General features: G+C 63.5%; 13 protein-coding genes. 10 read left to right on the top strand and 3 right to left on the bottom strand.

Annotated features, from left to right (window positions below):
* Positions 1-169: 169 nt before the first annotated feature.
* The 5 genes from J0J06_RS12855 (at position 170) to J0J06_RS12875 (ending at position 2,455) form a co-directional block, all read left to right on the top strand.
* Positions 170-541 (top strand): DUF2285 domain-containing protein, encoded by a 372-nt coding sequence (locus J0J06_RS12855; protein ID WP_294042624.1) that lies wholly within the window; start codon positions 170-172, stop codon positions 539-541.
* A 141-nt stretch (positions 542-682) separates the two neighbouring features.
* Positions 683-946 carry a helix-turn-helix domain-containing protein gene (locus J0J06_RS12860; protein WP_294042626.1) on the top strand — a complete coding sequence of 88 codons (264 nt, stop codon included), beginning with the start codon at positions 683-685 and terminating at the stop codon, positions 944-946.
* Complete coding sequence (locus J0J06_RS12865) at positions 946-1,518, top strand: S26 family signal peptidase (RefSeq protein WP_294043360.1); 573 nt, start codon at positions 946-948, stop codon at positions 1,516-1,518. The genes J0J06_RS12860 and J0J06_RS12865 overlap by 1 nt, the downstream gene beginning before the upstream one ends.
* 17 nt (positions 1,519-1,535) lie before the next feature.
* Positions 1,536-2,189 carry a lytic transglycosylase domain-containing protein gene (locus J0J06_RS12870; protein ID WP_294042628.1) on the top strand — a complete coding sequence of 218 codons (654 nt, stop codon included), beginning with the start codon at positions 1,536-1,538 and terminating at the stop codon, positions 2,187-2,189.
* A complete protein-coding gene (locus tag J0J06_RS12875) occupies positions 2,186-2,455 on the top strand; it encodes a hypothetical protein (protein ID WP_294042630.1) in 270 nt (89 codons plus the stop codon). Before J0J06_RS12870 ends, J0J06_RS12875 begins: the two co-directional genes overlap by 4 nt.
* 78 nt (positions 2,456-2,533) lie before the next feature.
* Here J0J06_RS12875 and J0J06_RS12880 read toward each other — a convergent pair whose 3' ends face one another.
* Both J0J06_RS12880 and J0J06_RS12885 read right to left on the bottom strand, forming a co-directional pair.
* On the bottom strand, positions 2,534-2,812 hold the full coding sequence (locus tag J0J06_RS12880; protein WP_294042632.1) for a conjugal transfer protein TraD: 279 nt from the start codon (positions 2,810-2,812) through the stop codon (positions 2,534-2,536).
* A 37-nt stretch (positions 2,813-2,849) separates the two neighbouring features.
* Positions 2,850-3,155 carry a conjugal transfer protein TraD gene (locus J0J06_RS12885; RefSeq protein WP_294042633.1) on the bottom strand — a complete coding sequence of 102 codons (306 nt, stop codon included), beginning with the start codon at positions 3,153-3,155 and terminating at the stop codon, positions 2,850-2,852.
* 152 nt (positions 3,156-3,307) lie between these two features.
* On the opposite strand from J0J06_RS12885, the gene traA reads away from it, so the two are divergent.
* Together traA and J0J06_RS12895 are read left to right on the top strand one after the other, a co-directional pair.
* Positions 3,308-5,728 (top strand): Ti-type conjugative transfer relaxase TraA, encoded by a 2,421-nt coding sequence (gene traA, locus J0J06_RS12890; protein ID WP_294042635.1) that lies wholly within the window; start codon positions 3,308-3,310, stop codon positions 5,726-5,728.
* The gene (locus J0J06_RS12895; protein ID WP_294042636.1) at positions 5,728-7,494 is read left to right on the top strand and encodes a type IV secretion system DNA-binding domain-containing protein; all 1,767 of its coding nucleotides are present in this window, start codon (positions 5,728-5,730) and stop codon (positions 7,492-7,494) included. The genes traA and J0J06_RS12895 overlap by 1 nt, the downstream gene beginning before the upstream one ends.
* 255 nt (positions 7,495-7,749) lie before the next feature.
* Here the strand turns inward: J0J06_RS12895 and J0J06_RS12900 are convergent, their stop codons facing one another.
* Positions 7,750-8,370: a histidine phosphatase family protein gene (locus J0J06_RS12900; RefSeq protein WP_294042638.1), complete on the bottom strand. Its 621-nt coding sequence runs from the start codon at positions 8,368-8,370 to the stop codon at positions 7,750-7,752.
* A gap of 51 nt (positions 8,371-8,421) precedes the next feature.
* Here J0J06_RS12900 and J0J06_RS12905 point away from each other — a divergent pair, with 51 nt between their 5' ends.
* Genes J0J06_RS12905 through J0J06_RS12915 form a run of 3 tightly spaced genes read left to right on the top strand, consistent with a single transcriptional unit; the run spans position 8,422 to position 12,966 of the window.
* The gene (locus J0J06_RS12905) at positions 8,422-10,809 is read left to right on the top strand and encodes a TonB-dependent receptor (protein ID WP_294042640.1); all 2,388 of its coding nucleotides are present in this window, start codon (positions 8,422-8,424) and stop codon (positions 10,807-10,809) included.
* Positions 10,810-10,813: 4 nt separating this feature from the next.
* On the top strand, positions 10,814-11,662 hold the full coding sequence (locus tag J0J06_RS12910; RefSeq protein ID WP_294042642.1) for a metallophosphoesterase: 849 nt from the start codon (positions 10,814-10,816) through the stop codon (positions 11,660-11,662).
* Positions 11,663-11,709: 47 nt separating this feature from the next.
* On the top strand, positions 11,710-12,966 hold the full coding sequence (locus J0J06_RS12915; RefSeq protein WP_294042644.1) for an MFS transporter: 1,257 nt from the start codon (positions 11,710-11,712) through the stop codon (positions 12,964-12,966).
* Positions 12,967-12,977 lie beyond the last annotated feature (11 nt).

Raw genomic sequence — 12,977 nt, forward strand, 5'->3', positions numbered from 1 at the left:
CTGGCTGCCATCGCTCGACGCGACCGCGTTGACGGTCATACGACCGGTGCCATGGGCGCAAACGATAGGCGATTTGCTCTTCCGGCCATCGGCTTGGGGTGATCGCGTCGTTCGCATTTCCACCCCCGGTGGGCTATCGCTGCTGATCCGTAGGCATAGCGCCCCGGAATTGCCGCTTTGGATTCCCGCCGAGCTCGAGCCGGTGTCGGGCAAGCCGTTTGGGCTTTATCTCCATCCTGACCGACACCACAGCGACCGGATCCGCGCGGCCGAGACCTTCCGACGCGCGGTCGGGCTTGGCGCGCCGTTGCACGCCCCAGCAAACCCCTATGCACACCGGCAGGCAGCGATGCTCTGCATTCACGATCTGCAGAGTGCCGGCGCGTCGCTACGCGACATTGCCGGAGAATTGCTCCACCCGCTGCCTGACGACTGGCGCCTGAGTTCGGAGCGCTCGGATCTGCGTCGCCTCGCCGATGCCGCGGCCGAGATGGTGTTGGGAGGATATAGGCGACTTCTTGGGGCACGTCCCAAAGCATAAACACCATCATCGATGCCATGTGGTCGGATCGCGTGCCCCCGCTTTCCGGCCACCCGTGGACGCCGTTCGACGCCGATGATCGCCGGGCTCGCGAGGCGCTGCCCGCACCGCCTCGCAGCGCCAACCTCGACGGAGTCCATCATGGCCGATCTCATCAAGGATACACGCTATTTGCGCACGAAGGAGGCCGCCCATTATGTCGGTCTTTCGGCCCGAACGCTCGAAAAGCATCGCACCTACGGCACCGGTCCCGCGTACCGGAAAATCGGCGGTCGCGTCGTCTATACGATCGAAGAACTGCGGGCCTGGTGCGATCGCGGCGCGTGCGCGTCCACCTCCGATCCGAATAACGGATCCGTGCTGCCTGCCGTGCGCCGTCCGGGCGACACGGCGGAGCACCCGTGATGGTCCGCGCACTCGACCAGCACGCCGCCAGCGCCGATGTGGGGGCCACCGGCGTGCATCGCCATCCGCTTTGCATCGGCTTGCTCGCCGGGGCGGGTGTGGCGCTCGCAGCGCTTCTCCTGCCGGCCCTGCATCGTCCGCAATTGCGACTCGTCTGGAATGCGTCCGCGAGCGTGCCGCTCGGCCTCTACGGCATCGAGCCCAACGCGGTCCCCCGCGTGGGCGACCTGGTCGCGGTGCGACCGTCGCCTGCGCTGACCCGCTTCATGGCGGAGCGCCGCTATGTCGAGGCGAATGCGCTACTGGTGAAGCCGGTCGCGGCTCTCGCCGGTACGACCTTCTGCCGCACCAATATGCGTGTCACGCTCGACGGACGCGCCGTCGCGACCGCGCTACCGCGCGACCGCTTCGGCCGTTCGCTGCCGCGTTGGTCGGGATGTCGGCGCGTGGCTCGCAATCAGCTCGTGCTGATCGCCCCGGCGCTGCGCGCGTCGTTCGACAGCCGCTATTTCGGCCCGATCGATCGTGCCCAAGTGATCGGTCGCGCGATCCCGCTGTGGACCTGGTCATGACGGCCCGGTGGACCATAATGGTCGGTGCCCTCACGACCGCCGTCGCCGCTTCGCCGTCGGCAGGCTCCGTGCCTGAGCCGACGTTGTCCAACCGATGCGCCGCGCATGTGCCCGAAGCGGCGCGGCGGTCCGGCCTTCCCGAGGAGGTGGTGATGCGTGTCATGCTCGCAGAGTCGCGTGGGAATTCGCGGATAGTCTCGGCCAAGGGGGCAATCGGCTGCATGCAGATCATGCCGGCGACATGGTCCTATGTGACCGCGCGCTACAATCTCGGCGCCGACCCGTTTGATGCGCGGATGAACATGATCGGCGGCGCGATGTATCTTGCCGAGCTGGCCGCGCGCTATGGTTGGCCCGGTGCCTTCTCGGCGTACAATGCGGGACCGGGGCGCTATCAGCGCTATGTGCAGGGCCACGTGCCTCTGCCGGCGGAAACGATCGCCTACACCGCGCGTCTCGGCCGAAATGCCGAGGGTCCGCCGGTGGTTGCGGTGGCGCCGCGCTGGCAGGAAGCGCGCCTGTTCATGACGCGGCCGAGATTCGAAGGTGCGGCTGTACTGCCGGCCACGCCTATAGCCTCACGGGAGACAGCCGGAGGGCGACTGCGCAATCCGCTCTTCCCGCTATCCGTCGGTCCTGATGGAGGTGCCGCAACCAGCGCCGCACCATGACGCGCGGCGGCGGATTCGCTCCGGGAATGGGTGCGCTCGCGACGTCTTTGAACTATGCTCCGGCATCGCAGCTACGGCCGAATTTTGATGGAGGCCTGACCATGTTGAACATCGAGAAAGCCATTGAAGCGGCGGCCCGTGCGCTGTGTCGCCTGGAGGGCAATCCGGAGAATACAAAGTTCGGGGGTAAGCCCATGTGGCAGAGCTATTTGCCTCCGGCGAAGGCGGCGATTGAAGCTGCCTTGCCTCATCTACGTGACGACTGATTTCAACGCGCAAATTCGCTTCCCTGCCGATCATGATCCAATCCGCACAACAGCCAGTCGACAGACTTCGGACCGGCACTATGTTTCGCCGTCTGTCCTGGCGCTCGAAGCTTTCGGCTTGCTGCCTTGCGCGCGTGTCGCGGCGGCTTCTTCAGCTTCGGTTGCGAAGGCCCGGGCGCCGCGCCGCCGGAACAGCAGCTTGGCCCGTGCTCCGTCTTCGCCCCGCATCTGCAGCGCAAGATCGAGGAAAGCGCCGTACAGCATCACACGGTCATCGTCGGCGATTTCGACAAGGCCGGCTTTCCGCACGAGACCGCCCAGCTCAATCAAATGCCGTGTGCGTTCGCGCCGTGCCACCACCCAAGCCCTCGTGTCCGATCGGGATCGTACCGCATCAAGCCGATTGCGAGCCTGCGTCAGTCGCCTTGCCGCCTTCACCGTCGCCAGCAGTGCGGCGCGAGGATCGCCGGCTTGTGTCGCGAAAAAATTGGGCACCCTGGCGACTCCATGCCGACGTGGTGGCCTTGTCCTTTTCCGCAACCGCCGCGAGGAGAGCGCCGGCAAGCAGATCGGGGTCGAGCGCATCGGCGCCCGTCGCCTCGATCAGCTCACCGAATTGCTGGACCTTGCGCTGCTTGAGCAGCTTGGCGCGATCGTTCAGCGCCTTCAGTTCGGCATCAAAATCCCTGACCTTACGCATCGTGCATCTCCGTTTAGCGTGTCGATGCAAGTGAATTGGTCCCCCTGATCCTCGGTTCAACGGCTGAAATCTCTCAGGAGCGCTCTAGCGTATGAGAGCGCGCTTATACGTCGTACCGACGTCGCGAGTTCGGGCGTAGATGGGTTGCCGTCATGGCGATCTATCACTTCTCGGCCAAGGTCATCGGGCGCGGCGCCGGCAGGAGCGCGGTTGCGGCCGCCGCCTATCGGTCGGCCTCGGGCCTCGAGGATGAGCAGCTGGGCCGGCACCATGACTTCACCAACAAGCCTGGAGTCATCCATTCCGAAGTGATGCTGCCGGAGGGGGCGTCCGAGCGCCTACGCGACCGCGAAACTCTGTGGAATGAGGTCGAGGCGACCGAGAAGCGCAAGGACGCGCAACTCGCACGAGAGGTGGAATTCGCCATTCCGCGCGAGATGACGAAGGAACAGGGTATCGCGCTCGCCCGTGACTTCGTTGAACGCGAGTTCGTCGCGCGCGGCATGGTCGCCGATCTCAATGTCCACTGGGATATCGGCGCTGATGGTGAAGCCAAGCCGCACGCGCACGTCATGCTGACCCTTCGCGAGATCGGCGGCGAGGGCTTCGGACCCAAGGCCCGCGAATGGAATGCGACCGAACTTCTCCAGCATTGGCGAACAGCCTGGGCCGATCACGTCAATGCGCGCTGCGCCACCCTTGGTATCGACGCACGCATCGACCATCGCAGCTACGAGCATCAAGGGATCGATCTCGAGCCGCAGCACAAGATCGGCGCCGCCGGCGCACGCCGCGAGGCGAAGGGCGAGGATGCCGAGCGTGCGGACGATCATCGCGCGATCGCGCGCAGCAACGGTGCGATTATTCTCGCCAAGCCGGAAGTCGGCCTCGAAGCGCTGACGCGCACCCAGGCGACGTTCACGATGCGCGACCTGGCGATGTTCGCGCACCGCCATTCCGACGGCAAGGAGCAGTTCGATGCCGTGCTAGCCGCGATGCGTGCGTCTGACAGCCTCCTTGCACTCGGACGCGACGGACGCGGGCAGGAGCGATTCACCACCACATCCATGCTGTCTGCCGAAGAGGCTCTTGCCCGCCATGCAGCAACCCTTGCCGCGAATGAGCACGCCGTCGGTAAGGCGAATGTCGAGCGTGCGATCGCGTCAGCCGAGGGAAGCGGATTGAAGCTCGGCACCGATCAGCGTGAAGCGCTCGAGCATGTCGTCAAACGGCCCGGGCTCAGTCTCGTGGTCGGCTTTGCCGGATCCGGCAAATCGGCGATGCTGGGCGTCGCGCGCGAAGCTTGGGAGGCTGCGGGCTTCACGGTGCGCGGCACCGCGCTGTCGGGCATTGCGGCTGAAAATCTCGAAGGCGGCTCCGGGATTTCGTCGCGCACGATCGCCAGCTTCGAACATGCCTGGTCGCGTGGCTACGACCGCCTCACTGATCGCGACGTGCTGGTGATCGACGAAGCGGCGATGGTCGGCACGCGCCAGCTTCAGCGAGTGCTCGCCGAGGCATCGGGCGCCGGTGCAAAGGTTGTGATGGTCGGCGACGTCCAGCAGCTTCAGGCGATCGAGGCGGGCGCCGCGTTCCGCCTGCTCGCCGAGCGCCATGGCGCCGCCGAGATCGGCGAAGTGCGCCGGCAGGTCGAAGCGTGGATGCGCGAGGCCACGCGCGATTTCGCCAATGGCCGCACTGCTGAGGCCATTGCGGCATACTCCAGCGCGGGAATGGTCCACGCCGCCGAAAGCCGTGACGCGGCCCGGGTCGCGTTGATCGATCGCTGGGATGCGGAGCGCCGCGCCGAACCCGGTGCTTCGCGCATCATCCTCACCCATATGAACAAGGAGGTCGCCATGTTGAACGACGCAGCGCGCACCAGGCTCGCTGAACAGGGAGCGCTTGGCGAGAGTGTCGCCGTCCGCACCGAGAGAGGCGTTCGCGAGTTCGCCGATCAAGATCGGATCCTCTTCCTCAAGAACGAGCGCGATCTAGGCGTGAAGAACGGCACGCTCGGCACGGTCGAGAAGGCGGCGCCAGATATGCTCGCGGTGCGGCTCGATGACGGCCGACGGATCATCGTCGATCTCAAGAGCTACGCGCATGTCGACCATGGCTATGCCGCGACCGTCCACAAGACCCAGGGCATGACGGTCGACCGCACCCATGTGCTGGCCACGGCGGGGCTGGATGCTCACGCGAGTTACGTCGCACTGTCGCGCCATCGTCAGGGCACCGCGCTGCATTACGGCCGCGACGACTTTGCTGACGAAGCGGCGCTACGCCGGACGCTCGGCCGCGAGCGGCCGAAAGATATGGCGCTCGATTACCGCGTTGGCGTGTCGCAACGCGATACCGCGCGGCAGAGTCTAAGTGCAAAGACTGGCCAGGCCAATGATCGCGCCGTTCAGCCGGCGCAGACCGATCGCGCGGCGGCATTGCGGGCGATGGTCGCGGCCCGGGTCAATGCCCCCAAACATACCGCCGAGACCATGCGCGATGCCCTTGCCAAGGCGGCGGATGCTCTCACCGGGCTTGGTCGTGGCCGTGATCGCGGAGCCGAACGCTGATGACAACCCCAGGCGGCGGCATGGCCGGTGGTCGGGGGCCGGACCCCGTCGTCCAACAGATCGCATTCTTGTCCGCCCTGGTCGCGATCGGGCTGTGCTGGCCGCTGGTGCGCGGCCTCCTTCCGGCCGAGGACCGCTTCGGCTTTGCCGATCTCGTCCGCGAGCATTGGGCGCATCGCGACCATCTCGAGCCTTGGATCGAGCAGCGCTGGGCATGGCTCGCCGCGCATTCCTATCATCTCTGGTTCGCGCTGGCGGCATTTCCCGGCGTCATCGCTGTGAGCATCGTTCAGGGCATCGATCGTCGCACAGCCTGGCCTTTGCTCCATGCTCCGCTTGGCTGGGCCGCGGGTGCCGTCCTTGGCTACATGCTCTATGGGAGCTTGCGCGCAGACAGTTGGCCGCTCGCGGTGATGATGCCGGCGACCTTTGCGTTTCTCGGCGGCGCGATCGCCGCGCGGCTCGCGACCTGGCCACGCAAGATCAAGCATTTGCGCGGCACAAGGGTTCGGATGTTCACCGGTGGGCGCGGCGCAAGGCTGCGCGCCCGGGTCACCGGCGGCGTTACGCTCGCCGGTGTGCCGCTGAGCCGCGAAGATGAAACGATGCACGTTGCGGCGATCGGAGCCACCGGCTCGGGCAAATCGACGGCGTTACGCGGACTTATGGCTGACGCCATTCGTCGCGGTGATCGGCATGTAGTTGCCGATCCAGACGGCGCGTCGATGTCCGCTTTCTTCAGTCCCGGCGATATTGTCCTGAATCCGTTTGACCGGCGGTGCGCCCGTTGGGATCTCCTTGGAGAGATTGAGCGGCCGAGCGACTACGCGTTCCTCGCGCAGTCGGTGCTCCCGCATCTCGGGACCGGCGATCACGATCAATGGATCAGCTACGCCCAGCAGTTGCTGGCGGGCGCGATGGAGAATTTTGTCACTCTGCAACTAGGCAGTTCAGAGGACTTTGCAGCGATGCTGGCTGGCGCCACGCTGGCCGAGCTCAAGCAACTCTGCGCCGGCACACCCGCAGCGCGTTACTTTGAGGAGGGCGGCGAGCGGATGCTCGCCAGCATTTTGGGAACCTTGTCGCCTGCGATCGGTCATCTGCGGCAGATCAGCGCTGTCGAAGGCGAGCCATTCACCATCCGGCGTTGGATCAGGGGAGGAAGCGGCTCGCTGTGGATGCCGTATTCCGCCAACCAAGTTGCAGCTGTGAAGGGTCTGATCTCATGCTGGATGAACATTGCCATCCTTGAGACGCTATCGCTCGAGCCCGCGCGAGACCGACGAATCTGGTTCCATATCGACGAGCTCGACGCACTAGGTCGTATCGAAGGCTTGAAGGACGCCCAGGCGCGGCTGCGGAAATTCGGTGGATGCGTTGCGATCGGATTCCAGTCGTTCGCGCAGGTCAAGCAGGTCTACGGCGAGGGCGCGCAGACGATCATCGAAAACTGCGGCAACCTCTTATTGCTACGCGCCGGTGGCAGTGAAGATGGAGGCACCGCTAAACTCGCTTCCGAGTTGATCGGTGACCGTGAGGTCGAGCGTGACGATGTAAGCCATTCGCGAACTCGCGGACGATTCACAACCCGATCCATGTCGATGCAGACGCGACGAACGGTCGAGGATGTCGCTCTTTCCAGCGAAATTATGCAGCTCCCAAACTGCGAGGGGTTCGTTAAACTAGCGACGCGGGCGAGGTGGGAGCGCGTCCGGTTCCCTCACGTCGCACACAGCACGCGCGTATCGCCGATGATACCTGTCTGAGGCTTCGGGTCCGGTAGTGGAGGAATCGTCGCCCACGCGAATGGCTCACCAGAGCCCGGCTTCTTTCCGGCAGGAAAGCTACGTTGAGCCGTATTGTCTTTAACTTGTGAATGTCGATCTCCGCCATCGACGAAGCGGAGATCAGTTTATGCGACGGTCGTGATTGCGGAGGAGCGATGGGTAAGCGGATCGAAATAGGGAGGCCAGCGCGTGGGGGACGAACAGCCGAAAACAGCGCCAGACGGCCTATCTGAGCTACGCAGCCTCAAACCGTTGCCCTTTCCCTAGATAAAGCTCTCGCTGCTCGCCGTTATCGATTTCAAAAATCGATCCTTGCGATCCCTCTTTGGCGAGTGGCACACCTTCGAACACTTCACCGCCGGAGAGCATCCCTCGCAACACTCGAAGGGCGAGTCCGTGGCTAATCACGACGACATTTCTCGCCTGATCGAGGTCATCGAGCCAACTTCGTAGCCGCGTCGCGATCGCCGGATACCATTCACCGGCGGGCGGCTTCGCAGTAAACACTCTCCGATCCGGGCACATGATCGCGCCCTGTTCTGCGACGACGTCCGCGTACAGGCGCCCGGCCCAATCTCCCACATCGATCTCCAAAAGGCGCGGATCGGTCCGCACGTCGAAGAAATCACGGCCCAGGTGTTCGGCTATGATCGAAACCGTTTGCAGGGTGCGACCCGCTGGTGATGCCCAAATATCGATATCTGGGGCGCCGCGAAGGTGTTCGGCGAGCGCTGCGCCCATTGCTTCGGCCTGAACAATGCCGGCACGCGTCAGTGGCGTGTGAGCACCATTGCCCTGCATCCGAGCGCCGGCATTATAGATAGTCTCGGCATGGCGGGCGATGATAAAGCGCATCCGGCAAGTATAGCGAACGCGCCACGTTCGAGAAGTCCGTATCCATCAAGAATGTCACTTGCATGTCCTACAAACCGGCTTGCGGTCTTTGCGGTGGTTGCGCTGAGACAGAGAGGTAAAACTCCGGCCACGATTGAAGGCGGGGAGCGACAAATGCGGATCACAAGATGGCCAAGTGCCGGGGCACTGGTCCTTCAGTTATGTTGGAGTGGATTCGCCAACGCACAGGAGGCGCCCTCGACAACCGATAACGACATCGTGGTCACCGGTAGCCGCGCCGCCCCACGAAGTGCGGTGCAGTCGAGTTCGCCTGTCGATTCCTATTCCGCCGCGGACCTTCAGGCTCGCGGCCTTGGCGACCTGTCGCAAATCCTGCAATTCGTTTCGCCGTCGCTCGAGTTCGCTGGCGCGGTCAATTCGGGAGGTGCAGCCAATGCACGCGGACCGACCTTGCGAGGGCTTGGCCAGGACGAGGTGCTGATCCTTGTCGACGGTAAACGCCGTCACGCCTCATCGCTGATCAATTTCAACAATACGATAGGACGCGGCCAGGTGCCGGTCGATCTCAATCTGATTCCGGTCGCCGCGATCGAACGGGTCGAAGTTCTGCGTGATGGGGCGGCGGCACAATATGGCTCCGATGCCATTGCTGGGGTCATCAACATTATCCTCCGTCATGATACGACCGGCTTTGCTTCAGTGCAGAGCGACATTACCCAGCGCGGTGACGGGGCGATCAAGATTGCCACCGTCACGAAAGGGTTCAAGCTTGGCGAGGGTGGGACGATCGTGCTCACCGGCGAGGTACGCCGCCTGTCAGAGTTCAACCGAGCCGATGTGGATAGCCGATTTGGGCGCGTCACGAACCGTCAGGGCGAGGCAGGCCGCACGGATATCAGCGCCTCGGTTGCCGCTGTGCTGCCGGTCGGCGGAGGTTGGGAAGCGTATGCCAACGCCATTTACGCGCACCGGAATGCCGATAATACGATCCAGTATCGTGTGCCGACCACGTCACCGGTTCTGTTCCCTAATGGCTTTCTGCCGCTTGTCGCACTCAAGCTCGATGATGTGGGCGGGACTGTCGGCCTGCGGCACGAAGGCGCGTGGAAGGCGGATTTGAGCGACACGCTCGGCTATGACCAAGCCGATTTCGTAAGCCGCGATACGGCCAATACTTCGCTCGGTGCAACCAGTCCGACACGTTTCGACGCGGGCGGTGCGCGCTATTTGCAAAACATCGCCAACCTGACGGTCAGCCGCCATTTCGGGCTGCTCGCTGGCGCGGACCTCGCTCTCGGCGTCGAGCATCGCTACGAACGCTACAAAATACGTAGCGGCGAAGCGGCCTCTTTTTTTGGCTCTGGCGCCCAGGGTTTCCCGGGGTTCAATCCGCCGACACCAGTCGATCAAGGTCGTAACGCGGTATCGGCATTCGTCGATGGTGAACTCGCGATCACCCGCTCACTCCGGCTGGGTGCTGCCGGGCGCTACGAACATTATAGCGACTTCGGCGACAAGGTGACCGGCAAGGGGAGCCTCTTCTTCCAGCCTATCCCGATTGCCGCTTTGCGCGCCACGATCAGCACTGGCTTTCGCGCACCGTCGCTCCAGCAAAGCTATTTTTCAACCGTCACAAGCCAGTCGAGCAACGGTGTGCTTGTCAACGTCGGCACGTTCGCCGCAACCGATCCCGTTTCCCTTGCACTGGGCGGGCGGCCGCTGAAGCCCGAAACCTCGACCAACCTCAGTGGCGGCCTGGTCCTTACGCCCGGCGCGGGTTTCACGCTCACTGCAGACGCTTTCCAGGTCGATATCGACGATCGTATCGCGCTCAGCGAATCGCTGTCCGGTACGGCGGTTTCGGCCATATTGCGCACCGCAGGCATCACCAACGCCTCGCAAGTTCGCTTCTTCACCAATGCGCTGGACACGCGCACACGCGGTTTCGACATAATTGCCGGCTGGCGCGGTCGCATCGGCCATGGCCACGCGCGGATCGATGTCGGTTATAATCGATCGACTACCACGATCCGCAGGCTCGCTGCAAATCCGGTTCTTCCAGCGTTGCCGCTTCTGGCTACCTCTTCGATCGACCTGCTTGCCTATGCCCAACCCCGCGATAAGTTGAATGTCGCCGGCGCGTTTGATTTCGGTGCGGTCAGTCTGACCGCGACCGTTACGCGGTTCGGGACGTTCCGCTTTGTACCAGTGACGACCGAGCAGCGGTTCGGGCCGGAATGGACTACGGATCTTGGCGCGGATTTCCGCGTCGGAGATCGGTTCAAGTTCGGGATAGGCGTGATAAACCTGTTCGACGCCTATGCGGACAAGGTCGCCGAGCGAGCGCTCACACAAGGTGGAAGCCTGCCTTACCCAGAGGCGGGCGGGCTGGGTTTCCGTGGCCGCGAGTTCTTCGCGCGCGCGACAGCCCGGTTCTGAGGGCATGCGCATCGCTATTGTCAGCGACACGCATCTGTCGCCGCGGGCGCCCGCTTTTGACTATAATCTGGCGGTAGCGCTTGCATGGGTCGAAGCCGCGCGGATCGACCTGATCGTCAATCTCGGCGATGTCACCGCCGACGGCGTGTCTTTCCCGGAAGAGTTTGATCACGCCGGTCGTCAATTTAGTGCGGCTCCTGTTCGGATGCTAGCGGTCCCTGGAAACCACGACATCGGCGAGGCGCTCAAATCGCCTCGGTCATCCGGTGAGGCTGCCTTTAGCGAGCCAGCGCTGGACGAGTTTCGCAACGTGCTCGGCCCGGATCGTTGGTCAATTCAAAGGAACGGCTGGCAACTTGTCGGCCTGAACGCCCAGTTATACGGCAATGGCGATACCGCCGAGGCGGAGCAGGATGCGTGGCTCGATACGGTGCTGATGGAGAATGACGCCCCGCTGGGCCTCTTCTTGCACAAACCGCTGTTCCGCGACGGGCTGGGCGGTGTGCAAATGCATCAACGCTATCTGCCACCCGATCACGCAGCGGGGCTGCTGGCACGGACCACAAACCGCGATCTGCGGTTTGTCATCGCAGGCCACACCCATCAGCATCGTCGCCTGATCGTGGATGATGTCGAACATGTCTGGGCGCCGTCGCTCGCCTATGTCATCCCTGACACCTTGCAGGAACGGATCGGTGAGAAACTCGTGGCGATGATGGTGCTCGAACTCGAACCTGACGCCCATCGGTTCGAACTCGTGACGCCGGCAGGGATAGTAGCGAACGACCTACGTGACTGCGCTGCCCTCTATCCGCATCTTGCAATACCAGTCGATCACGGCCCTAACGCGTGACCAGCAGGCGTACACCAGGCTACGCTTGGTACACACTCGCTGTTCTGTTGGTCGCGTACATATTCGCTTTCATCGACCGGCACGTTCTCAATCTGCTGATCGAGCCGATCAAGGCCGCATATCATCTGAGTGATACTCAAGTGAGCCTTGTCCAAGGATTTGCGTTTGGATTGTTCCTATCGCTTGCTGCTCTGCCGATCGGTCGTCTGGTCGATACCCGCAAGCGCACTCGCGTCTTGGCCACCGGCATAGGTGTATGGAGTTTAGCGGCAGCGGCTTGCGGGCTGGCGGTGAGCTTCCCCGCGTTCGTCACCGCAAGAATCATGGTGAGCGCGGGTGAAGCGACGATGACTCCTACCGCAATGTCGTTGATCGGCGATCGTTTCCCGCCCGAACGAATGGGCATTGCCACTGCGATCTACGCGCTCGGGCTGCATATCGGCTCAGGCCTGGCGCTGCTGCTAGGCGCATTCGCGATCAGCCATCTTTCCGCGCTGCAAATCGCGCTGCCGTGGGGGCGCGCTCTGCATGGCTGGCAATTGGTTTTCGTTGCGCTCGGGCTACCTGGATTGCTTGTCGCAGCATGGGCAGCCAGCCTGCGCGAGCCGACGCGTGGCGCATATGCCGCTGCGCCGCTGCCGCCTGTGTCGCTGCGCGACTCGATCGACTTCCTGGTCGGAAAGGGGCGTGCGATGATCCTCATCAACCTTGCCGTAGCGTTCGCACTGATGGCGAGCTACGGCATTGCCGCCTGGCTACCAAGCTTCTTCATCCGGCACCATGGCTGGTCGGCGGTCATGGTGGGGCAAGCCTATGGGCCGGCGGTGATTGTCTCCGGCGTCGTGGGCGTTCTGTTGGCTGGATTTGGCGGCGATGCGCTGGTGCGTCGCGGCGTTGCCGACGGGCGACTTAAGATCATGGCTGCGGGCGCGTTGATCGCTGCGCCGTTTGCGGCTCTCGCGCCGCTTTTAGAAGCTCCCGGCCTCGGCTTAATCGCGTTTGCCGCTGCCAATTTGGCGGTGGCTGTCGCTGCCGGTTCGGGCCCTGCGCTTCTCCAGGAGATCGCCCCGGCGCACATGCGCGGGGTGAGCCATGCCGTCGCACTGCTAACCGTCAACGTGCTGGCGCTGGGCCTCGGCCCCAGCGTCGTCGCACTTGTCACCGATCACGTGATCGGCAACGAGTTATTGGTGGGAAGATCGCTCGCGGTAGTGCCTCCCATAATGCTCGTGGTAGCGTCCGTAATCGCGCTGTGCGCCCGTGCGCCTTTACGCCGATACCGGCAGACTGCCGCACGATTGTAACTTGGAGCGCG

Source organism: Sphingomonas sp., assembly GCF_017304615.1.
GTDB lineage: Bacteria > Pseudomonadota > Alphaproteobacteria > Sphingomonadales > Sphingomonadaceae > Sphingomonas.